A 22,947-nucleotide genomic window follows, 5' to 3' on the forward strand; every position below is an offset into this window, starting at 1 on the left:
TTGCCTCAGTCGTGGGCGATGGCGCCCAGCACGTTGATCCGGGCGGCCCGGAACGCCGGCAGCACCGCCGCGATCACCCCGACGAACGCGGCCAGGCCGAGGAAGACACCCATCTGGCTCCACGGCAGGACCAGCTTGGTGATCCCCTCGTCGCGTAGGGCCTCCACCACCGCGGCGCCGAGAGCGGCACCGACCACGACACCGAGCAGCGCGCCGAACACCGAGATCACCACCGCCTCGACAGTGATCATGCCCATGGTCTGCGACCGGCGCAGACCGATCGCGCGCAGCAGACCCAACTCCCGGGTCCGCTCCAACACCGACAGGGCGAGGGTGTTGATGATGCCGAGCACCGCGATCACGATCGCCAGCGCCAACAGGATCTGGATCATCTGGAGCAGCGCGTCGAGTTGACCGGCCTGCTCCTCGATGAACGCGTCCCGGTCGGCGACAGACACCTCCGGACTGTCCGCCAGCAACGCCTCCACCCGGGGCAGCACGTCGGCCGCCCGGACCCCCGGCTCCAACTGGATGTAGCCCTGGATGGGCTGCGGGATGGCGAAGTCACGCGCCGCCTCGGCCGGCAGCGTCACACCACCGAACAGCGGGGTGCTCTCGTAGATGCCGGTGACCGTGTAGGTGCTCTCCTCGCCCCGGGCCAGCTGCACCGGCACCGTCGAGCCGACCGACAGGCCACGCGACTCCGCCCGGTCCGAACTGATCAACATCTGGCCGGGCCCCAGCCGCTCGATGTCCCCGGCGGTGGCGGTGGCGCCGAACATCCGCACCAACGCGCTCGGCTCGCTGGAGGCGGCGACCCAGGTACGCTCGCCACCGACCATCGCCATGTCGCCGTACTCGCCGTCGACGAGCCGGACCCCGGGGATCGCCTTCGCCTCGTCCAGCACCGCCGGGTCGAACGTCGGCGGGCGCGGACCGGACTGCGCCCCGGCGATCACCAGCTCGGCCTTGATGGTGTCCTGCGCCAGGCCGCTGATGCTGCTCTTGGCCGAATCCAGGATCACCGTGATGCCGGTGACCAGGGCGATGCCCACCATCAGCGCGGCGGCGGTGATCGCGGTGCGGCGCGGGTTGCGACCGGAGTTGAGCCGGCCCAGCTTGCCCGGCACCCAACCGGAGAAGACCGTGCCCAGCGCCGCCACCACCGGACGGCTGATCAGCGGCGTCAACAGGGCCACCCCGATGAACGCGAACAGCACGCCACCGAGGATGGTGGCCAGCGTGTTGCCACCGGCGTGCCCGCCCAGGCCGAGGAAGAGCAACGTGGCGCCGACCGCGGTGACCAGCGCGCCACCGACGGTCACCTTGGTCAACGGTCGATCCGGCGTGGCGACGTCCTGCATCGCCGCGATCGGTGGGATCCGGGCGGCCCGCAGCGCCGGCAGCAACGCCGCCAGCACGGTGATCACCAGACCGACACCGAACGCACCGATCACCGCCGACGCGGGCACCGCGACCCCGGCCAGCTCCAGCCCACCGGCGAGGTTGCCGAACAGGTACGCCAACAGCGCCCCGATGCCGATGCCGGCGGCCAGGCCGAGCAGCGAGGCGATCAACCCGACGGCGATCGCCTCCAACACCACCGAGCCGATGATCTGCTTGCCGCTGGCGCCGACCGCCCGCAGCAACGCCAGCTCCCGGGTGCGCTGCGCCACGATGATCGAGAACGTGTTGAGGATCAGGAACGTGCCGACCAGCAGCGCCACCGCCGCGAAGCCGAGCAGGATCCGGTTGAAGAAGGACAGCCCCTCCTTCAGACCGGCGGCGGCATCGGCGGAGAGTTCCTCGCCGGTCTTGACCACGTAACCGTCGCCGACGGCCGCGGCCACCGCGTCGCGGAGCTGGTCGGTGGAGACGCCGTCGGCGGCGGTGACCACGATGTTGCTGAACGTGTCCGGCTCGCCGAGCATCAGCTGCTGCGCCACGGGCGTGGTGAACATGACCTCGTTGGCCCCACCGAGGGAGTCCCGGTCACCGCTGTAGCCGAAGATGCCGACGATGGTGAAGTCCTTGCGCGGCGCGAGGGTGAGCACGCCCACCCGGTCGCCGAGCTTCACCCGGCCGGCGTCCGCCAACCCCTTGTTGATCACGATTTCGTCGTCGGCCTGCGGCGCCCGGCCCTCGCGCAGCCGGACCAGGTCGCTCTCACCGACCCAGTTGCCGCCCAACTGGGGCGGCCCGAACGAGGTAACCGCCTTGCCGTTGCTGCCGATCAGCCGGGCACCGTCGACGGCGACCACACCGGTGGCCTCGGACACCCCGTCCACCGTCCGGACCTTCTCCAGCACCGCCGCCGGGAACGGGGTGGGCAACTGCTCGCCCTCGAACTCGCTGATCTCCAACCGTGGCTTGGCGGCCACGTTGACGTCCACTTCGGCGTACGCGTCGGCGAACAGCGAATCGAAGGAGCGGCCCAGAGTGTCGGTGAGGACGAAGGCGCCGGAGACGAACATGACGCCGAGCACCACGGCCAGGCCGGACAGGATCAGCCGGACCTTGCGAGCCAGCAGACTCTTCAGGGTTGCCCGGAACATCAGCCGGTCACCTCGGCGGGCGTGTCGAGCTTCTTCATCGTGTCCAGCACCGTGTCGGCGGTCGGCTCGATCAACTCCGAGACGATCTGACCGTCGGCGAGGAAGACCACCCGGTCGGCGTACGCCGCCGCCACCGGATCGTGGGTCACCATGACGATGGTCTGCCCGTGCTGGCGTACCGAGTTGCGTAGGAAGTTCAGCACCTCGGCACCGGCCCGCGAGTCGAGGTTGCCGGTCGGCTCGTCGGCGAAGATCACTTCGGGGCGGGCGACCAGGGCACGGGCACACGCCACCCGCTGCTGCTGACCACCGGACAACTGCGCCGGCCGGTGACCCAACCGGTCCCGCAGGCCCACCGTGTCGATCACCACGTCGTACCAGGCCGGGTCCGGCTTACGCCCGGCGATCGACAACGGGAGCAGGATGTTCTCCTTGGCGGTCAACGTCGGCAGCAGGTTGAACTGCTGGAAGATGAAGCCGACCTTGTCCCGACGCAGCTTCGTCAGACCCGCGTCACCGAGCCCGGTGACGGTGGTGTCGCCGATCATCACCGTCCCCCGGGTCACCGAGTCCAACCCGGCCAGGCAGTGCATCAAGGTCGACTTACCGGAACCCGACGGGCCCATGATCGCGGTGAACCGTCCGCGTTCGAACTCCGCGCTGACCCCCCGCAAGGCGATGACCTGGGCCTCGCCGCTGCCATACACCTTCCACACATCGCTCGCCCGGGCTGCGGCCGTTGCCGACTGGCCTGTCGTAGCGGTCACGTCGTGTACCTCTCCGTCGTCTGGTCGCACCGACCCCCGCTGGTCCGGCGCGGATCCATCATCTGTGCTGCCTGTTACGAATCCGTCCGACTCCGGGCGGAGCCGCAGCGGATTTCCGGCTGCGGGTATCCCCGAAACCGACGTCAGGGATGTCCCCGAATCGGCAGCCCGATGGTCCCGGTCATCCTGAACGTTGCCGTCGTGTGAGGGTCAACCGAATTCCACCGGAGACAGTCACGGTAGGTGACGGACGCAACCGCCGGAGCTACGTCCCGGGACGGACCAGACCTGATTCGTACGCCAACACCACGGCCTGCACCCGGTCGCGTAGCCCGAGCTTGGTCAACACGTGTCCCACGTGCGTCTTGATGGTGGTCTCGCTCACCGACAGCGCGCGGGCGATCTCGGCGTTCGACAAGCCGCGGGCGACCTGCACGAGCACCTCCCGCTCCCGGTCGGTGAGCGCGCTCAGTGCCTTCGACGGCGTCGCGGTCGGGTCCGGCAGCACGTCGGCGAAACGGTCCAACAGCCGACGCAGGATCCGGGGCGCCACCACGGCGTCTCCGGCGGCCACCGTGTGGATCGCGGTGACCAGATCCTCCGCCGGCACGTCCTTGGCCAGGAAGCCACTCGCCCCGGCCCGCAGCGCCCCCACCACGTACTCGTCCAGATCGAAGGTGGTCAGGATGAGCACCCGCACCGGCAACCGGGCGTCCACGATCGCCCGGGTGGCGCTCACTCCGTCCATCCGGGGCATCCGGATGTCCATCAGCACCACGTCCGGCAGCAGGCGACGGGACAACTCCACCGCCTCCACGCCGTCGCCCGCCTCCGCGACGATGTCCAGGTCGGTCTCCGCGCCGAGGACCATCCGGAAGCCCGTACGCAGCAGCGGCTGGTCGTCGGCGAGCAGGATCCGTACCGGCCTGCGGTCCGTCGAATCGACCATCTGGTCCTCCCTGTCGGACTGCGTCTCTCACCCGGCGACTCACCTGCGGCCCGGGTCGGGCAGCGGTTCGACCGGAATCCGGGCGTACACCCGGTAGCCACCGCCGGTCCGCGCGCCGATGTGCAGGATCCCACCGTAGAGGCCGACCCGTTCCCGCATCCCGACCAGGCCATGCCCGACCTGACCGGTGCCCGGCGACGGCCCGCGGCCGGTGTCGGTGACCTCGGCCTCCACCGCGTCGGCGGTGAAACCGACCCGCACCCGTGCGGTGGCCGTCCCGGCATGCTTGAGGGCGTTCGTCAGCGCCTCCTGCACGATCCGGTACACGGTCAACGCCACCCCCTCCTCCAGGTGCCCCGGCACACCCGTCACGCTCAGCGTCACCGGCAGCCCGGCCTCACGGACCTGATCGGCCAACGCCTCGATACCGGCGATGCCCGGCTGCGGCGCCAACTCCGCCGCCGGCTCGGCCTCGGTCCGCAACACGTCGAGCAGCCGACGCAGTTCCCGCAGCGTCGCCCGGCTGGTCTCCTCGATCGTGGCGATCGCCTCGTCGGCGCTGTCCGGATCGCGGCGCAGCACCCGCCGCACGCCGGTCGCCAGCACCCCCATCACGCTGACGTGGTGGGCGACGACGTCGTGCAACTCGCGGGCGATCCGTCGCCGCTCGTCCGCGACCGCCTGCTCGGCCAGAGCCCGCTGGTTCGCCTCGGCCACCCGGGCCCGCTCCCGCAGCGCCTCGGTGGAGGTGCGCCGCGCGTGCACCGTCCGACCCACCGAGAACGACACGACCCCCACCAGGATGTTGTTCGCGACCAGGAACGCCGAACCGACCTGCGGGACGCCCTCCGGCGGCAGCAGGGCGTTCACGACGGCCACCGGAAGCCACAGCACCATCGCCGCGACCAGCGCCCTTCGGGTCGGCTGGTGGGCCGCCATCGTGTAGGTGAGCACCACCAGGGTGAAGCTCTGCGTGGTCGGTGACACCTCGACCACGATCGGCAGCAGCAACGTCGCCACCGCCGCCAGCAGCGCCGGCCACGGCGCCACCCGGCGTACCACCACCGGCGCGGCGCACAACACGCTCCACCCCAGCGCCGCCGGCAGCGGCCCGGGCCAGAACTCCCGAGGGGTGAGCAGGGTGAACACGATCTCCCCCAGGACCAGGCCGACGGCCAGCAGCGCGTCACCGACCAGCGGATTGCGCCGCAGCCACCGCCTCAGACCGTTACCCATTCCACGACGCTAGCCGCCGACACCGGCGAAAGATCGTCTTGTGTGCTGACTCCCGCCTCATCCCAGCGGAGGAGGGCGGCTACTCGTCGGCTCCGGGCTGCACCGGAACGGACCGGGCGTCGCGCAGCGGATCGGGCGTCGCCGCCGACTCCGGAAAGGGCGGCGGCGTGCCGCCGTAACTGGGGCACAGCGCCTGGTGACTGCACCAGTCGCACAGTCGGCTCGGCCGGGGCCGGAAATCCCGGGTGGCGGTGGCCTGCTCGATCGCCCGCCACAACGCCACCACCGTCCGCTCGAATCGCGCCAACTCCTCCGCGTCCGGGGTGTAGTCACACACCTCGGCGTCCTTGAGGTAGAGCAGGCGCAGCACCCGGGGCACCACGCCACGGGTACGCCACAACACCAGCGCGTAGAACTTCAGCTGGAACAGGGCCCGCGCCTCGAACGCCTCCCGTGGAGCCCCGCCGGTCTTGTAGTCCACCACCCGCAACGCGCCGTCGGGGGCCACGTCGAGCCGGTCGAGGTAACCGCGGATCAGCAGCTCGTCGTCGACCACGGCGGAGATCAGGCTCTCCCGCTCGGCCGGCTCCAACCGACGCGGATCCTCCACCGTGAAGTAGCCCACCAGCAGCGCCGAAGCCGAGCGGAGGAACTCCGCGAGGGCGGCCGGATCGGCGTCCGAGAAGAGCCCGGCCAGCTCCGGCTGCTCGGTGACCAGACGGTCCCACTGACCGGCCACGAGGTCACCGGCGGCCTGCGGGGTGCGGGCCGGTGCCGGCAGGTCGAACAACCGCTCCAGCACCGCGTGCACCAGCGTGCCCCGGGCCTGCTCCACCGTGGGCCGCTCGGGCAGCCGGTCGATGCTGCGGAACCGGTAGAGCAACGGGCAGGTCTTGAAATCCGCCGCCCGCGACGGTGACAGCGAGGCCCGCACCGTCGTCGGCAACTCGGTCGGGGTCGTCGCCTGCGCAGTGATCACCGGTTCCGCCGTCATGCCCCCGAAGGTTAGGGCACCGGTGTGACAGGCCGACCGCCGCCGCTCCGGTACGTGATCTCCCGCCGCGTAGCATCAGCCCGATGGAACAGCGCAGGCGACCACGGGCCAGCCCGCGCCCCGGCATGCGGGTGGGCCGGATCCTCGGGGTGCCGCTGTACCTGAACGCCTCGATTCTGCTGCTCGCCCTCCTGATCACGGTCCTGTACGGCGAACTCGCCGGCCAGCGGCTGAACCTGTCCCCGCTCGGCGGGTACCTCGTCGGGGCCGGATTCGTCCTCGCCCTGCTCGGTTCGGTGCTGGCCCACGAACTCGGCCACGCCCTCACCGCCCGCCGCTTCGGCATCGGGGTGCGGGGGATCACCCTGGAACTGCTCGGCGGATACACCGAGATGGACCGCGACGCGCCGACTCCCCGGATCGACCTGCTGGTGTCACTGGCCGGGCCGGCCGTCTCCGCGGTACTCGGGGCCGCCGCCGTGGCCGCGACCGTGGCCCTGCCCGACCGCACCGTGGCCGACCAACTCGCCTTCCAACTCGCGGCGAGCAACGTCATCGTCGCGGTGTTCAACATCCTGCCCGGCCTGCCGCTCGACGGCGGGCGGGCGTTGCGTGCGGCGGTCTGGGCCCTGACCCGGGACCGGCACCGGGCCACCGAGGTGGCCGGATGGGCCGGACGGGTGCTGGCCGTCGGCACCGCGCTGCTGGTGGCCGTGCTCTACGCGACCGACGTGCTGAGCCTGCTGGCCCTGCCACTGACCGCTCTGGTCGCCCTCACCCTCTGGCACGGCGCCGGGCAGTCGATCCGGATGTCCCGCATCGGTCGGCGGCTCCCGCTGGTCGACCTGGCCAGCCTGGCCCGGCCGGTGTACACCGTGCCCACCGGCACCCCGCTGGCCGAGGCACAGCGGCGCGCGGAGCAGGCGCACCCGGCCACCGAGCCGCGACCGCCGGTGGCGCTGCTGGTGACCGACTCCGCCGGACGGCCGGTGGCCCTGGTCGACCCGGCCGCCGCCGCGGCGGTGCCCGAGGCCCGTCGGCCCTGGTTGGCCGTGGACGCCGTCGCCCGTACCCTCGCCGACCTGCCGACCATCCCGGTGACCACCGACGGCGAACGGGTGCTGGAGACCGTGCAGACCCACCCGGGCGCACAGTACGTCGTGACGGCAGGCGAAGATGTCGTCGGCGTTCTGCACATCGCGGATCTGGCTCAACTGCTCGAACCTCACCGGAAGATGAACACGTGACCGTCACCCACTCCGCCCACCCGGCCAGCGACGAACCCGAGGAGAAGGTGGATCCGCCCGCCGTGCGGCGTGGGCCGTTCCAGCCGGGTGACCGGGTGCAGCTGACCGACCCCAAGGGGCGGATGCACACGGTGACCCTGGAGCCGGGCAAGGAGTTCCACACCCACCGGGGCATCCTGGCGCACGACACGCTGATCGGCCTGCCCGACGGCAGCGTGGTGACCACCTCCGGCGGCGGCACCGCGTTCCTGGCGCTGCGCCCGCTGCTGTCGGACTACGTGCTCTCCATGCCCCGTGGCGCCCAGGTCATCTACCCCAAGGACGCCGCCCAGATCGTCACCATGGGTGACATCTTCCCCGGCGCGAAGGTCCTCGAGGCCGGTGCCGGCTCCGGAGCGCTGAGCTGTTCGCTGCTGCGCGCGGTGGGCACCACCGGGGAGTTGCACTCCTACGAGCTGCGCGACGACTTCGCCCAGATCGCCCGCCGCAACGTCGAGGCGTTCTTCCGGGGCCCGCATCCCGCCTGGCACCTGCACGTCGGCGACGTTGCCGAATGCCGGGAGACCGGTTTCGACCGGATCATCCTGGACATGCTGACCCCCTGGGAGAACCTCGACATGGTCGAACGCGCGCTGCTGCCCGGCGGCGTGTTCATCGGCTACGTGGCCACCACCCCCCAGCTGTCCGAGCTGGTGGAGGCGCTACGCGAGCGCGGCGGCTGGACCGAGCCCCGAGCCTGGGAGTCGCTGGTGCGGGACTGGCACGCCGAAGGGCTGGCGGTCCGCCCCGACCACCGGATGATCGCGCACACCGCCTTCCTCGTCTCCGCGCGTAAGCTCGCCCCCGGAGTCACCGCCCCGCCCCGGCGTCGCAAGCCCAGCAAGGGCACCGAGGCGTACGCGCAGCGACGCCAGGCACTGCGCGAGGCGGAGGCGGCCCGGCAGGCGAGCGTGGTGGCACCCGAGGCGCGGGCCGGGCAGACACCACCCGACGTGGCGCAGGAGACGGACAAGCCGTGACGGCGGAATGGGGCGGCTGGGAGTGAGTGGGCTCATCCTGGGCAGGCTCGGCGGTGGCCGAGGTGACCACGTGAGCGGACGTGGCGAACGGACGGTCGGCGCGGTGCGGCGCACGCCTAGGCCGGTGCCGGGCGGGGGCGAGGTGATCCGATGAATCGTCCCGGCTTCGGTGGCGATCTACCGGCGGTCTTTCCCGACTGGTCGCCGTACGCCGATCTCGAATCGGCGGCGCGGGCCTACCTGCGTGACCCCGACGTCGCCCTGGAGGCACTCGGCGGTGTCCTGCGGGGGGCGTCGGTGCTCGGCTTCACCCTGGAGCGCTTCGTCAACGAGGTGAACGGCGTGTGGCAGGAGGTCGTCGTCTGCGACGGCAGCCGCCTGGTGCTCTGGCACGGCGAGGACGTGCCGCCGGGGGAGGGGCCGCCGGGTTCGATGACCTCGTCCCTGCGCGTGGTGCCGGTCTCCTCGGTCACCGAGGTGGGCTGCCGACGGCGGTTGTTCCGGCACGACAACGGTGAGATCCGGGTCGACAGCATCGACGTCTACCTGCTGCTGACCTCGCTGGACGAGTCGCCGCCGGGCGAGGAGACCACCGGCGGGCCCCGGCACGACGCGTTGCGCTTCGGCAAAACCCTCGACGACGGCGGCGCCGGGCAGATCGCCCGGTTGGAGGAGTTCGCCCGGTTGGTCGCCTCGGTGGTCGGCCGTCCGCTGCTGTAGCGGTCCCCCGTGCATCGCCCGCTCGGGTGATTCCGCGGGCCCGGTGGGCGTCCAGGTCAGTCGTCGGCCTCCGGGCCGGCGACTTCGACGCCGTCGCTGCCGCGTACGACGTGGATGCACTCGCCGGGGCACTCCTTGGCCGAGTCGATCACCTCGAGGCGCAGGTGCTCCGGCACGTCCACCCGGCCGCCCGGCGTCTGCACCAGCTCACCGTCCGGGCCCTTGACGTACGCCAACCCGTCGACGTCGAACTCGAAGACCTCCGGCGCGTACTGCACACACAGCCCGTCGCCCGTGCACAGATCCTGGTCAACCCAGACCTGCAACTGGTCGGTCGCGACCTCGGCCACCGGTGCACCCCCCATGTTCTCCCGTCCCACCCCTCGACGGTACCCGAATGCCGGTACCCGCCCGTCGACCCACCCTTGGCGATCAAGCTTCTGTGACGGGCGCGTTGCGGAGGACCGAATCGGGCTCATAGCGGCTAGTGTTAGGGCAGAACGTTCAAGCCCCCCGGGGAGGTGGGACGTGGCACGCAGCGACGACGCGGACTCGCGCGCCGCACGGTGGGAGAAGGAGGCCCACGATCTCTCCACGCAGGTCGCGTTCCTTCAAGAGGAACTCGCTCTGGTGCGGCGCAAGTTGACCGAGAGCCCCCGACACGTCCGGCAGCTCGAAGAGCGGCTGGCCGCCACCCAGGCGCAGTTGGCGCGGCTGACCGAGAACAACGAACGGCTCGTGAGCACCCTGAAAGAGGCTCGCGCGCAGATCGTGACGCTCAAGGAGGAGATCGACCGGCTCGCTCAACCCCCAAGTGGCTACGGCGTTTTCCTGGCCCGGCACGAAGACGGCACGGTCGATGTCTTCACCGGCGGACGGAAACTGCGCGTGGCGGTATCGCCCTCGCTCGACGTCGGCGAACTGCGCCGCGGCCAGGAGGTCCTGCTCAACGACGCGCTCAACATCGTTGACGCGTTCGGCTACGAGCGGGTCGGCGAGGTGGTCATGCTCAAGGAGATCCTCGCCGGTCCCGAGGGCGCGCCGGGTGACCGGGCGCTGGTGGTGTCGCACTCCGACGAGGAACGCATCGTGCACCTGGCCGACACCCTGATCGGCAGTGCGATCCGGGCCGGCGACTCGCTCATGATCGAACCTCGCTCGGCGTACGCGTACGAGCGGATTCCCAAGAGCGAGGTCGAGGAACTCGTCCTGGAGGAGGTGCCGGACGTCGACTACACCGACATCGGCGGCCTGCACTCCCAGATCGAGCAGATCCGTGACGCGGTCGAGTTGCCGTTCCTGCACGCCGACCTGTTCCGGGAGCACCAGCTGCGCCCGCCGAAGGGCATCCTGCTCTACGGTCCGCCGGGCTGTGGCAAGACCCTGATCGCCAAGGCGGTCGCCAACTCGCTCGCCAAGAAGATCGCCGAGCGGCGGGGCGAGGAGAAGCACACCAGCTTCTTCCTCAACATCAAGGGCCCCGAGCTGCTCAACAAGTACGTCGGTGAGACCGAGCGGCACATTCGGTTGATCTTCCAGCGGGCTCGGGAGAAGGCCGGCGAAGGCACTCCGGTCATCGTGTTCTTCGACGAGATGGACTCGGTCTTCCGCACCCGTGGCTCCGGTGTCTCCTCCGACGTGGAGAACACCATCGTGCCGCAGCTGCTCAGCGAGATCGACGGCGTCGAGGGGCTGGAGAACGTCATCGTCATCGGCGCCTCCAACCGGGAAGACATGATCGACCCGGCGATCCTGCGCCCGGGACGCCTCGACGTGAAGATCAAGATCGAGCGTCCGGACGCCGAGGCGGCCAAGGACATCTTCTCCAAGTACATCCTCCCGGGCCTGCCGCTGCACGCCGACGACCTCGCCGAACACGGCGGCGACGCCCAGGCCACCGTCGCCGCCATGATCGACGCGGTGGTGCTGCGGATGTACTCGGAGACGGAGGAGAACCGCTTCCTGGAGGTCACCTACGCCAACGGTGACAAGGAGGTCCTGTACTTCAAGGACTTCAACTCCGGCGCGATGATCCAGAACATCGTCGACCGGGGCAAGAAGATGGCCATCAAGGAGTTCCTCACCTCCGGTAGGAAAGGGTTGCGCCTGCAGCACCTCCTCGACGCCTGCGTCGACGAGTTCCGCGAGAACGAGGACCTGCCCAACACCACCAACCCCGACGACTGGGCCCGCATCTCCGGCAAGAAGGGCGAACGGATCGTCTACATCCGTACGCTCGTCTCCGGCGGCAAGGGCGCCGAGGCCGGACGCTCCATCGAGACCGCCAGCAACACCGGCCAATACCTCTGACCGGCACGCGCCACCAGGGCCCGTGACGCACGGCGTCACGGGCCCTGCCCGTGCCGGCGGCGGGCGTCGCCACCGGTCCGCCCAGCCGCGGATCGACGAACAGCGCAAGCCGCAGGTGCGACCCCGGGGGCCCGCTGCGCCCCCGGTCGGGTCAGTGACGACTACGCTCGACGTGACGGGGGACCGGTCGGGCAATACGAAGCGGGTAGGTCGATGAGCGTTAGACGAATCATGGGTACCGAGGTCGAGTACGGAATCTCCGTGCCCGGCCAGGCCGGAGCCAACCCGATGGTCACCTCCTCCCAGGTGGTGAACGCCTATGGCGCCCGACCGGAGCTGAACCGCGGTGGTCGGGCCCGCTGGGACTACGAGGAGGAGTCACCGCTGCGGGACGCCCGTGGCTTCACCTACTCCGGTGCGGTCTACGACCCGGCCGAGGCGCTCGCCGACGAGGACCTCGGCCTGGCCAACGTGATCCTGACCAACGGGGCGCGGCTCTACGTCGACCACGCGCACCCGGAGTACTCCACCCCCGAGGTGACCAACCCCCGCGACCTGGTCCGCTGGGACAAGGCGGGGGAGCGGGTGATGGCGGAGGCGGCCCGACGGGCCGCCACGATCCCCGGCAGCTCGCCGATCCACCTCTACAAGAACAACACCGACAACAAGGGCGCCAGCTACGGTGCCCACGAGAACTACCTCATGCGTCGGCAGACGCCGTTCGCCGACATCGTGGCGTACCTGACGCCGTTCTTCGTGACGCGGCAGATCGTCTGCGGTGCCGGCCGCGTCGGCATCGGCCAGGACGGTGGCCAGGCCGGTTTCCAGATCTCGCAGCGTGCCGACTTCTTCGAGGTCGAGGTCGGCCTGGAGACCACCCTCAAGCGGCCGATCATCAACACCCGCGACGAGCCGCACGCCGACGCCGACAAGTACCGCCGCCTGCACGTCATCATCGGCGACGCGAACCTCTCGGAGATCTCCACCTACCTCAAGGTGGGCACCACCGCGTTGATCCTCACGATGATCGAGGAGAAGGCGCTCGGCCCCGACCTCGGCATCGCCGACCCCGTCGGCGAGCTGCGCGCGGTCAGTCACGACCCGTCGCTGTCCCACCTGATGCGGCTGCGCGACGGGCGTCGACTGACCGCCATGGACGTGCAGTGGGCCTATCTGGAGCGGGTACGCGCCTTCGTCGACGACCGGTACGGCGACGACGTCGACGAGCAGACCGCCGACGTGCTGGACCGGTGGGAGGACGTGCTCGACCGGCTGGGACGCGACGTGATGCTCTGCGCCGACGAGTTGGACTGGGTGGCGAAGCTGCGGCTGCTGGAGGGCTACCGGGAGCGGGAGAAGCTCGGCTGGGGGTCGCACAAGCTCCAGCTGGTCGACCTCCAGTACTCCGACGTACGCCCGGAGAAGGGTCTCTATCACCGGCTGGTGTCCCGGGGGTCGATGAAGACGCTGCTCAGCGACGAGGAGAGCCGCACGGCGATGACCGAGCCGCCGGAGGACACCCGCGCCTACTTCCGGGGTCGCTGCCTGGCTCAGTACGCCTCCGAGGTGGTCGCCGCCAGCTGGGACTCGGTGATCTTCGACGTCGGTCGGGAGTCGCTGGTGCGGGTGCCGATGATGGAACCGGAACGGGGCACCAGGCGGCACGTCGGTGCGTTGTTCGACCGCTGCGCCAGCGCGAAGGATCTGCTGGAGACCCTGACCGGCGGCTGAGCCGTCGGTCGGGGCCGTCCCCGCGCGTCGGTACGGCGCGCGGGCGACGTTTCGTCACTCCTGCGAGGTAAGTTCATCGCAGGGAGATCGTGGAGGAGGCAACGATGGCCACTCGTGACAGCGGCGGTCAGTCGCAGTCGGGCAAGTCCCGTCAGGGCGAAGAGGTCGAGGACGTCACCGTCGAGGCGAACCCGGAGGTCGCCGAGCGGCACGCCGAGATCACCGAGGACGTCGACGACCTGCTCGACGAGATCGACTCCGTCCTTGAAGAGAACGCCGAAGAGTTCGTGAGAGGTTACGTGCAAAAAGGCGGCGAATAGGGCATCTGCCCGTTTTGCCCGACCGGTCGGGCGAAGTCTGCCCCCCAATGCAAGCGCTCGCTCCCCGTCACCACCTGCGGCGGCGGTACGGCATCGGTCAGCGGCAGTTCGACGAGCTGCTGACCGAGCAGGGCGGGGTGTTTGTGCGGTGACCCCGATCCGGAACATGTGGACCACGATCATCGCACCGGGTGGGTGCGCGGGATACTCTGCTTCAACTGCAACGGTGGTCTTGGCCAGTTCCGTGACAGTCCGACGAGGCTGGCCCGGGCCATCACGTACCTGAGAGGAACCACGTGGCAGCGGGTTTTGATCCATCCGGGCGTCTTCCAGATGTGTTCACCAACGCGGGGACGTCCTCCTTCACGGCATTCCTGAGCAAAGTGGCCCCCGAGATGCTGCCGGGCCGACGAGCGCTGCCCCCGGGCATGGCCGCCGATCTGGCCCCGCACGCCACCACGATCGTGGCCATCGCTGCCGCCGGTGGTGTGGTCATGGCCGGCGACCGGCGGGCCACCATGGGCAACCTGATCGCCCAGCGGGACATCGAGAAGGTCCACCCCGCCGACGCGTACTCGCTGGTGGGCATCGCCGGCACCGCCGGAGTCGGCATCGAGTTGATGCGACTGTTCCAGGTGGAGCTGGAACACTACGAGAAGATCGAGGGCGCGATGCTCTCGCTCGACGGCAAGGCGAACCGGCTCGCCTCGATGATCCGTGGCAATCTGGGCGCGGCCATGCAGGGACTGGCGGTGATTCCGCTGTTCGCCGGGTTCGACCTGGCGGCCGGCGATCCGGCACGGGCCGGGCGGATCTTCAGCTTCGACGTCACCGGCGGCCCGTACGAGGAGACCGGCTACGACGCGATCGGCTCGGGTTCGCTGTTCGCCAAGTCGGCGTTGAAGAAGCGGTACCGGGCCGGGCTGTCCGTCGAGGACGCGGTGCGGTTGGCGGTGGAGGCACTCTACGACGCCGCCGACGACGACACCGCGACCGGCGGACCCGACCTGACCCGACGGATCTACCCCGTGGTGATGACCGCGACGGCGGAGGGCACGCACCGGCTGACCGACGCGGAGACCTCGACGATCGCGGAGAGCGTGGTCGCCGGCCGGATGGAGAATCCGGGTGGCTGAGCCGCCCACCCGCAGCTGATCCCCGTTTCCCCGAGTACGCGCCCGAAGGAGAGCCGCCGCCGTGGCCATGCAGTTCTACGCCTCGCCCGAACAGATCATGCGCGACCGTTCCGAGTTGGCCCGCAAGGGCATCGCCCGGGGGCGCAGCGCGGTGGTCCTGAGCTACGCCGGTGGGGTGCTTTTCGTCGCCGAGAACCTCTCCAGCGCCCTGCACAAGGTCAGCGAGATCTACGACCGGATCGGGTTCGCCGCCGTGGGCCGGTACAACGAGTTCGAGAACCTGCGCCGGGCGGGTGTGCGGATGGCCGACCTGAACGGACTGAGCTATGACCGTCGTGACGTGACCGGTCTGGCGTTGGCCAACTCGTACGCGCAGATCCTCGGTGCCATCTTCACCGAGCAGTCGAAGCCGTTCGAGGTGGAGATCTGTGTGGCCGAGGTGGGTGCCACGCCCGAAGACGACTCCCTCTACCGCAACACCTACGACGGTTCGGTGACCGACGAGCCGGGGCGGATGGCGATGGGCGGTCAGGCCGAGGCGATCTCCGGGGTGCTCAAGTCGCACCACCGGCCGGACATGTCCCTCGGCGAGGCGGTCAAGGTGGCGGTGCAGGCGTTGAGCAGTGTCGGTGGCGAGGGTGGTGCCGCCCGTACGATCGCCGCCGACCAGTTGGAGGTCGCCGTCCTGGACCGCCACCGGGTGGGTCGTACCTTCCGGCGGATCACCGGGACCGCGTTGATCTCGCTGCTCGACGGCGACGCGACCGACGGAGCGGCCGAGGGCGACCGGGCACAGACCCCGAGTACGCCGACGGAGGAGGGGCACAAGCCGACCACCTCGGCGGGCTCGGCGGACCTGGAGGACAAGCCGGGCGAGGCCGCCGGGGACTGAGTCTCGGCCCGGTCTGTCGCGGCGTCCGTACGGTTTCGACCGGCTGGACGCCGCGTCGTCGTCCCGGCCCTCGACCCCGGCAACGAGCCTGCGTCAGCTGGCTGGAAGGTGCGCGCTCCGTCGGGCGGGTCAGCGACTGAGCAGTGGCCGTACGAGTGCCCACCAGGTGGCGGCGAGGGCGTTGAAGACGCCCGTCCCGGGTGGCGCGGCGACGTTCGACGGCGCTATCCGGGCGGTCATCAGGTCGGCGAGGGCACCGTCACCGACGACACGTTCGGCCTGGAGCCGGCGTCGACGGGCCCGGATCCAGTCCCGGTGACGCCACAGCCAGGCCCAGCCCCGGCCCTTCTGACGTGCCCAGCCGCCGGCCAGGGCGGCGGCGAGCATGGCGGCCTCGGTGAGCAGCAGCATCGGCGCCAGCAGCGCCAGGGTCCGACCCTGGTACGCGGTCAGCAGGGTCAGCAGGCGGTTGCGTTCGACCAGGTAGAGCTTGAGGTCGTTGCGGGAGAACTCGTAGTGGTGCAGCACCACGGCGTCGGGCACGTACTCCAGCCGTAGGCCGCGCTGCCACAGCCGCAGGCTGAGTTCGGTGTCCTCGTGGTAGGCGAAGTACTCGTCGGGGAAACCGCCGAGTTCCTCCCAGCGGCGGCGGTCGATGACGAAGCAGCAGCCACTCAGCGACGGCACCACGGTGCGCCGGGCGTGGGCGCTGGCCGGTTCACCGTTGCCACCGGCCCAGGACAGGCCGGTGAAGTGCAGCGGGTTGCCCGAGGTGTTGATCAGATCGGGGTCGTGGGCGAGCCGGATGGAGGCCATGGCGGCACCGACGCCCGGCTCGGCGGCCACCGCGACGACCTTGGCGAGGGCGTCGGGGGCCACGATGGCATCGGAGTTGACAAAGGCGATCCAGTCGCCGGTGGCCTCGGCGGCACCGATGTTGCAGCCGCCGGAGTAGCCGGTGTTCGCCTCCGGTCGGATGACGCGTACCCCGGGCAGCCCCTTGACCACGTCGATGCCGTCGCCGGTGCAGCCGTTGTCCACCACGATCAGGTCGAGGTCGACGTCGGTGCTGGCGAGCAGCGCCTGGGCGGCGTCGACCAGCCAGGGCTCGGCGCCGTAGGCCAGCGTCACGGCGGTGACGCGGGGTGGTCTCATGGGGTTCCTCCGCTGGTGGTGGCGGGCATCGGGGCCGCGACCGGTGGAGCGGGTGGGGTGGCGCGGCGGCGACGCAGCAAGGTGATCATGATGGCGGTGGCGACCACGGAACCGACGGTGTAGCCGAGTTCGACGCGCAGTGCGACGGGTAGCGGGGGCAGGGTCGCGACGGCGAGCGCGGCGACGCCGATGGTCCAGGCCACGGCCTGCGCGCGATGCCGGCCACGGGCGAGGAGCGCCTGACCGAGCACCATCGCCCACAGGTAGGCCAGGGTGGCCGCCGACAGCCAGGCGAAGTCGCCGTGGCCGAGCACGTCGGGGGTGTCGAACAGGGCCCGTACGAGCCACGGGCCGGTGAGGGCGGTGAAGATGCCGCCGAGCGCCCCGAGGGCGGTGACGACGGCCAGGGACCGGCGGAGCAGGGCACGGAAGGCTGGTTCGTCGCCGGTGGCGGCGGCGGTGGACAGGCCGGGCAGCAGCGCGGCCTGCATCGAGCCGAAGACGAACAGCGGTATGCGGACCAGCACCAGCGCGGAGAGCAACGCACCGGCGGTGGCGACGTCGGCCGGGTCGAGCAGCCGTACGTTGATCACGCCGATGTTGACCACCACCTGGGCGAGCAGGCTGGAGATGGTGAGCAGGGTGAGCCCGCGCAGCAGTGGCCGCCACGGGACGGCCGGTCCTCGGCCGACCGCCCGGGCGACCGGTGCGGCGGTCAGGGCGACGGCGACCAGTGGTGCCACGACCAGCACCAGCGCGTAGGCCACCGGGGAGTCGACGCCGGTGGCGGCGAGGGCGGCGACCAGGCCGATACGCAGGCCACCGTCGAGGCCGAGTTGGGTGCCGTACCAGCGGAAGCGGCGCAGGCCGGAGAGCACGCCACGGGTGGTGTGGGTCACGGCCAGTGCGACCAGCGATCCGGCGAGGGCGGGCACCATCGCGGGGTCGCCGCCGAAGAGTCGGTCGGTGAGGATGTCGGCGCTGCCGAGGGTGAGCAGCAGGAGCAGGCCGAGCACGGCGACGGCCACGGCGGTGCCGCGTGCCAGTACCGGCCCGGGTGGCAGCCCCCGGGAGTGGCGGGCCGCGACGAGGCGGGCGACCTCCTGTTCGACGGGGAAGAACACGCCGATGCCGATGGTGAACACGACGGACCAGAGCACCGACAGGGAGGAGTAGTCGGCGGCGGTGAGGTTGTGTCCGGCCAGGGCGAGATGGACGTACGCGGCCAGCCCGACCACGGCCAGGCCGATGCCGACGGGGAGCGTGCCGGCGGGGACGAGGCGGAGCAGGCGGCCGATCACCGGCGGATGAGGGCGAGCGTGAGGACGGCCAGGGCCCGGCCCAGGTAGATCATCGCCTTGGCGGGGGAGTGGCTGGGGGTGCCGGCCATCCGGCGGCGCATGGCGACCGGGACCTGCTGGATCCGGTAACCGCGCCGGGCGGCGTGCACCAGTGTCTCGACGGTGTCGCCGAGATACTCCGCCGGGTACCACCGGGCGAACATCTCGATCATTCGACGGTTGGCGGCCCGGAAACCCGAGGTGGTGTCGGTCAGGGTGGCACCGGCCAGGCCGGACAGCACCAGCGACAGCATGGCCATCGCCCAGCGGCGGGGGCCGCGTACGGTGTAATCGCCCTCGCCGGCGAACCGGGCTCCGATGACCAGGTCGTAGTCGTCGAGCAGGTCGATGAGCTTCGGCACGTACCGGGGGTCGTGCTGCCCGTCGGCGTCGACCTGCACCGCGGCGTCGTAGTCGTGCTCGTAGGCGTAGCGGTAGCCGAGCCGCATGGCGCCACCGACGCCGAGGTTGTACGGCAGTCGGGCGACGCGGGCACCGGCCGCGACGGCGACGGCGGCGGTGTGGTCGGTGGAGCCGTCGTCGACGACGAGCACGTCGACGCCGGGCAGTTCGCCGCGGATCTCGCCGACGACGTCGCCGATGGAGGCGGCCTCGTTGAGCGCCGGGATGATGATGAGGAGCTTCTTGCCGTTAACCATCGCGGGACACCAGTTCCGCGGGGTCCGCTCGGTGGGTCCACTCCGCGCGTTCCGCGCGTTCCGCCTCGACCTCGGCGCGGAGCAGGGCGAACTCCTCGGCGAGGGTACGGGTCTCCTCCTCGAGCGCGCTGACCTCCCAGCTGAGGTGGATGCAGACCAGCAGCAGGAAGACGATGCCGAGGAAGAGCACCAGGCTGACGCCGGAGGCGACGCCGAGCAGGTCCGCGACGCCGTCGAGCAGCCGGGGGAACAGCGACAGTGGAATCACCACGAACAGCAGGCCGAGCCAGAGCATGCCGTACTTCTCGCGGAGTTGCCGACGGCGCAGCAGCTCGACGATCGTGCCCAGCAGGACCAGTCCGGTCAGGCCGGTGACCAGGGTGAGCTTCATACGACCTTCCACGGGGAGAGTGGAGCGGCGGGGGCGAACGCGTCGACCAGGGTGGCGTGCCAGTCCGGCAGGGGCGACAGCCCGGCCTCGGCCCACCGGCCGTGTCCGAGCACACTGTACGTCGGTCTCCGGGCGGGTCGCACGAACCGGGCGCTGGTGGTGGGCCGGATCCGGTCCGGGTCGAGCCCGTGTCGGGCGAACACCGCACGGGCCAGGCCGTACCAGGTGGTCTCCCCGGAGCAGGTGCCGTGGTAGACCCCGGGCGCGGCCCGTCCGGTGTCGGCGGCTTCGGCGAGCATGACCAGCTGGTGGGCCAGGGCTCGGGACCAGGTCGGCTGGCCCCGCTGGTCGTCGACGACGTCGAGGGTGTCGCGTCGGTCGGCCAGGTCGAGCATGGTGGTGACGAAGTTGCGGCCGTGGGTGCCGTAGAGCCACGCGGTCCGCACCACGTACCCGGCGTCCGGTAGCAGTCGGGTCACGGCCCGCTCGCCGACGAGCTTGCTGCGGCCGTACGCGTTGAGCGGTGCGGTCGGCGCGTGCTCGGGGTAGGGCGTGGTGGCGGTGCCGTCGAAGACGTAGTCGGTGGACAGGTGCAGCAGGCGTACGCGGTGTGCGGCGCAGGCGGCTGCGAGGTGGCCGACGGCGTCACCGTTGACGGCGGTGGCGGCCGACTCGTCTGCCTCGGCGCCGTCGACGTCGGTCCAGGCGGCGGTGTTGACCACCACGTCGTGGCCGCCGACGGCGGCGTGCACGGCGGCGGGATCGGTGATGTCCAGGTCGGCGCGGGTGGCGGCGGTGACCCGGTGGTCGGGCCGCGCGGTGAGGACGTCGACCAGGTCACGTCCGAGCATCCCGCCGGCTCCGGTCACCAGGAACCTCATGCGGTGGCCGCCTTCAGCGGTTCCCACCAGGCGCGGTTGTCCCGGTACCAGCGGACGGTGTCGGCGAGCCCGGTGTCGAAGGCGATGCTGGGGGCGTACCCCAGCTCATTGCTGATCTTGGTGATGTCCAGCGAGTACCGACGGTCGTGGCCCTTGCGGTCGGCGACCGGCGTCACCCGGTCCCAGCCGGCGTCGCAGGCGTCGAGGAGCCGGGCGGTCAGTTCCTTGTTGGTCAGCTCGGTGCCGCCGCCGATGTGGTAGACCTCGCCGGCGCGCCCCTTGTCCTGGACCAGGGCGATGCCCCGGCAGTGGTCGTGCACGTGCAGCCAGTCGCGCACGTTGCCGCCGTCGCCGTAGAGCGGGACGTTGCCGCCGTCGAGGAGGTTGGTGACGAACAGCGGGATGACCTTCTCCGGGTACTGGTAGGGGCCGTAGTTGTTGGAGCAGCGGGTGACCACCACGTCGAGGCCGTGGGTGCGGTGGTAGGCCAGGGCGAGCAGGTCGGAGCCGGCCTTCGACGCCGAGTAGGGCGAGTTGGGGGCCAGCGGCCAGTCCTCGGTCCAGGAGCCTTCGGCGATGGAGCCGTAGACCTCGTCGGTGGAGACGTGCACGAACCGGTCGACGCCGTGGCGCAGCGCGGCGTCGAGCAGGTGCTGGGTGCCGAGGACGTTGGTCGTGACGAAGGGCGCGGCACCGGCGATGGAACGGTCGACGTGGGACTCGGCGGCGAAGTGCACGATCACGTCATGCCCCGCGACGGCCTGGTCGACAACGTCGGAGTGACGTATGTCACCGTGCACGAAGCGCAGTCGAGGGTCGTCGGCCACCGGCGCGAGGTTGGCCAGGTTGCCGGAGTAGGTGAGCGCGTCGAGCACGGTGACCTCGGTCGGCTCCAGTGCCGGAACGCCGGCGGCGCTGCCGCCGGGAACGCCGAGCAGCATCCGCACGTACTCCGAACCGATGAAACCGGCACCGCCGGTGACCAGAATCCTCACGGGTCCGGAAGTCTACGCGAAACGGCCACTTTCGCAGCGCAGGCGAAACGTGGCCGCTGGTCGGTCTGCCGGTAGGCTCCCCGGGTGCGTGGAATCCTGCTCGCCGGTGGCACCGGATCCCGGCTCTGGCCGATCACCCGGGCGGTGTCGAAACAGCTCATGCCGGTCTTCGACAAGCCGATGATCTACTACCCCCTCTCCACCCTGGTGATGGCCGGGATCCACGAGATCCTGGTGATCACCACGCCGGAGGAGCAGGACCAGTTCCGGCGGCTGCTCGGCGACGGCGGACAGTTCGGGCTCCGGCTGGAGTACGTCGCCCAGCCCCGGCCGGAGGGCATCGCGCAGGCGTTCGTGCTCGGGGCGGACTTCATCGGCGACGAGTCGGTGGCGCTGATCCTCGGTGACAACATCTTCCACGGCGTCGGCCTGGGACGGCAGTTGGCCGAGGCGGGCGATCCGGTGGGTGGACGGATCTTCGCCTATCCGGTGGCCAATCCGCAGGCGTACGGCGTGGTGCACTTCGACGCCGACGGTCGGGTGCTGTCGATCGAGGAGAAGCCGAAACGGCCGACGTCCCGGTACGCGGTGCCCGGCCTGTACTTCTACGACAACCGGGTGGTGGAGATCGCCCGGGGGCTCACCCCCAGTGCGCGGGGCGAGCTGGAGATCACCGCGGTGAACGAGGCGTACCGGCAGTGGGGGGAGCTGTCGGTCACCGTGCTCGACCGGGGGACCGCCTGGCTGGACACCGGCACCTTCACCTCGCTGATGCAGGCGGCCGAGTTCGTCCGGGTGATCGAGGAACGACAGGGCTTGAAGATCGGCTGCGTGGAGGAGGCCGTCTGGCGGGCCGGACTGATCGACGACGCGCAGCTGCGGGCGCTGGCCGAACCGTTGACCAAGAGTGGCTACGGCGACTATCTGCTCGACCTGCTCGCCAGTGGGCGGCAGGAACCGACCGGTGAGTTCGGGGCGGCGGGGGTGGCACGGTGAAACTCCGACCGTTGAGTGTCGAGGGCGCCTGGGAGGTCACCCCGCAGCAGCACGGCGACCCGCGTGGGCTGTTCCTGGAGTGGTACCGCTTCGACCGGCTGACCGAGGCGGTCGGGCATCCCCTGCGGCTGGCGCAGGGCAACCTGTCCGTCTCGTCCCGGGACGTGGTGCGGGGGATCCACTTCGCCGACGTGCCGCCGGGGCAGGCGAAGTACGTCACCTGCGTACGGGGAGCGGTGCTCGACGTGGTCGTCGACCTGCGGGTCGGCTCGCCCACCTTCGGCCGGTGGGAGGGCGTCCGCCTGGACGACGTGGACCGGCGCGCGGTCTACCTGGCCGAAGGGCTCGGTCACGGGTTCTGCGCGTTGACCGACGACGCCATGTTGACCTACCTCTGCTCCACCACGTACAATCCGTCGGCCGAGCACGCGGTGCACCCGCTGGACGAGGAGTTGGGCATCGAGTGGCCGACCACCGCGCCACGGCTGTCCGACCGCGACGCCGCCGCGCCGACCCTGGCCGAGACCCGGGCGGCCGGGCTGTTGCCGGTGTACGAGACCTGCCGGCGGTACGCCGCGACACTCGCCGCAACGGCGGCTTCCACCGACGGTTGAGATCGACACCTGCTCCGACAGTGACGAACAGGGCCTCGGT

23 protein-coding genes are annotated in these 22,947 nt (G+C 70.7%); 11 read left to right on the top strand and 12 right to left on the bottom strand.

What is annotated here, in order from left to right:
- Nucleotides 1-5: 5 nt before the first annotated feature.
- The 5 genes from ACLQ2S_RS18405 to ACLQ2S_RS18425 all read right to left on the bottom strand — a co-directional run bounded on the left by ACLQ2S_RS18405 (nt 6) and on the right by ACLQ2S_RS18425 (nt 6,501).
- On the bottom strand, nt 6-2,555 hold the full coding sequence (locus ACLQ2S_RS18405; RefSeq protein ID WP_155219838.1) for an ABC transporter permease: 2,550 nt from the start codon (nt 2,553-2,555) through the stop codon (nt 6-8).
- Nucleotides 2,555-3,322 (bottom strand): ABC transporter ATP-binding protein, encoded by a 768-nt coding sequence (locus ACLQ2S_RS18410; RefSeq protein ID WP_309223518.1) that lies wholly within the window; start codon nt 3,320-3,322, stop codon nt 2,555-2,557. The genes ACLQ2S_RS18405 and ACLQ2S_RS18410 overlap by 1 nt, the downstream gene beginning before the upstream one ends.
- Nucleotides 3,323-3,587: 265 nt before the next feature.
- Nucleotides 3,588-4,271, bottom strand: a complete 684-nt coding sequence (locus ACLQ2S_RS18415; protein WP_155219831.1) for a response regulator — start codon at nt 4,269-4,271, stop codon at nt 3,588-3,590.
- Nucleotides 4,272-4,310: 39 nt separating this feature from the next.
- Nucleotides 4,311-5,507, bottom strand: a complete 1,197-nt coding sequence (locus ACLQ2S_RS18420) for a sensor histidine kinase (RefSeq protein WP_425702180.1) — start codon at nt 5,505-5,507, stop codon at nt 4,311-4,313.
- 79 nt (nt 5,508-5,586) lie between these two features.
- Complete coding sequence (locus ACLQ2S_RS18425) at nt 5,587-6,501, bottom strand: RecB family exonuclease (protein WP_155219825.1); 915 nt, start codon at nt 6,499-6,501, stop codon at nt 5,587-5,589.
- A gap of 125 nt (nt 6,502-6,626) precedes the next feature.
- Here ACLQ2S_RS18425 and ACLQ2S_RS18430 point away from each other — a divergent pair, with 125 nt between their 5' ends.
- The 3 genes from ACLQ2S_RS18430 (at nt 6,627) to ACLQ2S_RS18440 (ending at nt 9,487) form a co-directional block, all read left to right on the top strand.
- Nucleotides 6,627-7,748, top strand: a complete 1,122-nt coding sequence (locus tag ACLQ2S_RS18430; RefSeq protein ID WP_375335355.1) for a M50 family metallopeptidase — start codon at nt 6,627-6,629, stop codon at nt 7,746-7,748.
- A gap of 47 nt (nt 7,749-7,795) precedes the next feature.
- A complete protein-coding gene (locus tag ACLQ2S_RS18435; RefSeq protein ID WP_375335354.1) occupies nt 7,796-8,767 on the top strand; it encodes a tRNA (adenine-N1)-methyltransferase in 972 nt (323 codons plus the stop codon).
- 150 nt (nt 8,768-8,917) lie between these two features.
- The gene (locus tag ACLQ2S_RS18440; protein WP_155219820.1) at nt 8,918-9,487 is read left to right on the top strand and encodes a hypothetical protein; all 570 of its coding nucleotides are present in this window, start codon (nt 8,918-8,920) and stop codon (nt 9,485-9,487) included.
- Between the two features lie 56 nt (nt 9,488-9,543).
- Here ACLQ2S_RS18440 and ACLQ2S_RS18445 read toward each other — a convergent pair whose 3' ends face one another.
- A complete protein-coding gene (locus ACLQ2S_RS18445; RefSeq protein ID WP_309223537.1) occupies nt 9,544-9,837 on the bottom strand; it encodes a ferredoxin in 294 nt (97 codons plus the stop codon).
- 178 nt (nt 9,838-10,015) lie between these two features.
- On the opposite strand from ACLQ2S_RS18445, the gene arc reads away from it, so the two are divergent.
- The 6 genes from arc to prcA all read left to right on the top strand — a co-directional run bounded on the left by arc (nt 10,016) and on the right by prcA (nt 15,876).
- Entirely contained in the window at nt 10,016-11,797 is a 1,782-nt protein-coding gene (gene arc, locus ACLQ2S_RS18450) for a proteasome ATPase (RefSeq protein ID WP_309223516.1), read from the top strand.
- 213 nt (nt 11,798-12,010) lie between these two features.
- Nucleotides 12,011-13,528, top strand: a complete 1,518-nt coding sequence (gene dop / locus ACLQ2S_RS18455; RefSeq protein WP_155219817.1) for a depupylase/deamidase Dop — start codon at nt 12,011-12,013, stop codon at nt 13,526-13,528.
- A 104-nt stretch (nt 13,529-13,632) separates the two neighbouring features.
- The gene (locus tag ACLQ2S_RS18460; protein ID WP_092380345.1) at nt 13,633-13,848 is read left to right on the top strand and encodes a ubiquitin-like protein Pup; all 216 of its coding nucleotides are present in this window, start codon (nt 13,633-13,635) and stop codon (nt 13,846-13,848) included.
- Nucleotides 13,849-14,043: 195 nt separating this feature from the next.
- Complete coding sequence (locus tag ACLQ2S_RS18465; protein WP_331461363.1) at nt 14,044-14,226, top strand: endonuclease domain-containing protein; 183 nt, start codon at nt 14,044-14,046, stop codon at nt 14,224-14,226.
- Nucleotides 14,145-14,984 (top strand): proteasome subunit beta, encoded by an 840-nt coding sequence (gene prcB, locus ACLQ2S_RS18470; RefSeq protein ID WP_309223515.1) that lies wholly within the window; start codon nt 14,145-14,147, stop codon nt 14,982-14,984. The genes ACLQ2S_RS18465 and prcB overlap by 82 nt, the downstream gene beginning before the upstream one ends.
- A 61-nt stretch (nt 14,985-15,045) precedes the next feature.
- Nucleotides 15,046-15,876, top strand: a complete 831-nt coding sequence (prcA, locus tag ACLQ2S_RS18475; protein WP_309223514.1) for a proteasome subunit alpha — start codon at nt 15,046-15,048, stop codon at nt 15,874-15,876.
- Nucleotides 15,877-16,005: 129 nt separating this feature from the next.
- On the opposite strand, the gene ACLQ2S_RS18480 is transcribed toward prcA, so the two are convergent.
- The 6 genes from ACLQ2S_RS18480 to rfbB are packed head-to-tail and all read right to left on the bottom strand — an operon-like array spanning nt 16,006 to nt 21,297.
- Nucleotides 16,006-17,031: a glycosyltransferase family 2 protein gene (locus tag ACLQ2S_RS18480; RefSeq protein ID WP_155219814.1), complete on the bottom strand. Its 1,026-nt coding sequence runs from the start codon at nt 17,029-17,031 to the stop codon at nt 16,006-16,008.
- Nucleotides 17,028-18,332 carry a polysaccharide biosynthesis protein gene (locus ACLQ2S_RS18485; protein ID WP_309223513.1) on the bottom strand — a complete coding sequence of 435 codons (1,305 nt, stop codon included), beginning with the start codon at nt 18,330-18,332 and terminating at the stop codon, nt 17,028-17,030. Before ACLQ2S_RS18485 ends, ACLQ2S_RS18480 begins: the two co-directional genes overlap by 4 nt.
- Complete coding sequence (locus ACLQ2S_RS18490; RefSeq protein WP_155219811.1) at nt 18,329-19,030, bottom strand: glycosyltransferase family 2 protein; 702 nt, start codon at nt 19,028-19,030, stop codon at nt 18,329-18,331. The genes ACLQ2S_RS18485 and ACLQ2S_RS18490 overlap by 4 nt, the downstream gene beginning before the upstream one ends.
- Entirely contained in the window at nt 19,023-19,421 is a 399-nt protein-coding gene (locus tag ACLQ2S_RS18495; RefSeq protein WP_155219808.1) for a DUF2304 domain-containing protein, read from the bottom strand. The genes ACLQ2S_RS18490 and ACLQ2S_RS18495 overlap by 8 nt, the downstream gene beginning before the upstream one ends.
- Nucleotides 19,418-20,302: a dTDP-4-dehydrorhamnose reductase gene (gene rfbD, locus ACLQ2S_RS18500; RefSeq protein WP_155219805.1), complete on the bottom strand. Its 885-nt coding sequence runs from the start codon at nt 20,300-20,302 to the stop codon at nt 19,418-19,420. Before rfbD ends, ACLQ2S_RS18495 begins: the two co-directional genes overlap by 4 nt.
- Entirely contained in the window at nt 20,299-21,297 is a 999-nt protein-coding gene (rfbB, locus tag ACLQ2S_RS18505; RefSeq protein ID WP_309223512.1) for a dTDP-glucose 4,6-dehydratase, read from the bottom strand. The genes rfbD and rfbB overlap by 4 nt, the downstream gene beginning before the upstream one ends.
- An 84-nt stretch (nt 21,298-21,381) precedes the next feature.
- On the opposite strand from rfbB, the gene rfbA reads away from it, so the two are divergent.
- Together rfbA and ACLQ2S_RS18515 are read left to right on the top strand one after the other, a co-directional pair.
- Nucleotides 21,382-22,293: a glucose-1-phosphate thymidylyltransferase RfbA gene (gene rfbA / locus ACLQ2S_RS18510; RefSeq protein ID WP_309223511.1), complete on the top strand. Its 912-nt coding sequence runs from the start codon at nt 21,382-21,384 to the stop codon at nt 22,291-22,293.
- Complete coding sequence (locus ACLQ2S_RS18515) at nt 22,290-22,907, top strand: dTDP-4-dehydrorhamnose 3,5-epimerase family protein (RefSeq protein ID WP_309223510.1); 618 nt, start codon at nt 22,290-22,292, stop codon at nt 22,905-22,907. The genes rfbA and ACLQ2S_RS18515 overlap by 4 nt, the downstream gene beginning before the upstream one ends.
- Nucleotides 22,908-22,947 lie beyond the last annotated feature (40 nt).

Source organism: Micromonospora sp. DT48 (assembly GCF_049844495.1).
GTDB lineage: Bacteria > Actinomycetota > Actinomycetes > Mycobacteriales > Micromonosporaceae > Micromonospora.

Coding starts and splice junctions, on each gene's coding strand:
- ACLQ2S_RS18480 (WP_155219814.1), bottom strand. CDS start 17,031: ATGAGACCACCCCGCGTCACCGCCGTGACGCTGGCCTACGGCGCCGAG.
- ACLQ2S_RS18405 (WP_155219838.1), bottom strand. CDS start 2,555: ATGTTCCGGGCAACCCTGAAGAGTCTGCTGGCTCGCAAGGTCCGGCTG.
- ACLQ2S_RS18440 (WP_155219820.1), top strand. CDS start 8,918: ATGAATCGTCCCGGCTTCGGTGGCGATCTACCGGCGGTCTTTCCCGAC.
- ACLQ2S_RS18495 (WP_155219808.1), bottom strand. CDS start 19,421: ATGAAGCTCACCCTGGTCACCGGCCTGACCGGACTGGTCCTGCTGGGC.
- dop (WP_155219817.1), top strand. CDS start 12,011: ATGAGCGTTAGACGAATCATGGGTACCGAGGTCGAGTACGGAATCTCC.
- ACLQ2S_RS18420 (WP_425702180.1), bottom strand. CDS start 5,507: ATGGGTAACGGTCTGAGGCGGTGGCTGCGGCGCAATCCGCTGGTCGGT.
- ACLQ2S_RS18460 (WP_092380345.1), top strand. CDS start 13,633: ATGGCCACTCGTGACAGCGGCGGTCAGTCGCAGTCGGGCAAGTCCCGT.
- ACLQ2S_RS18415 (WP_155219831.1), bottom strand. CDS start 4,271: ATGGTCGATTCGACGGACCGCAGGCCGGTACGGATCCTGCTCGCCGAC.
- rfbD (WP_155219805.1), bottom strand. CDS start 20,302: ATGAGGTTCCTGGTGACCGGAGCCGGCGGGATGCTCGGACGTGACCTG.
- ACLQ2S_RS18425 (WP_155219825.1), bottom strand. CDS start 6,501: ATGACGGCGGAACCGGTGATCACTGCGCAGGCGACGACCCCGACCGAG.
- ACLQ2S_RS18490 (WP_155219811.1), bottom strand. CDS start 19,030: ATGGTTAACGGCAAGAAGCTCCTCATCATCATCCCGGCGCTCAACGAG.
- ACLQ2S_RS18430 (WP_375335355.1), top strand. CDS start 6,627: ATGCGGGTGGGCCGGATCCTCGGGGTGCCGCTGTACCTGAACGCCTCG.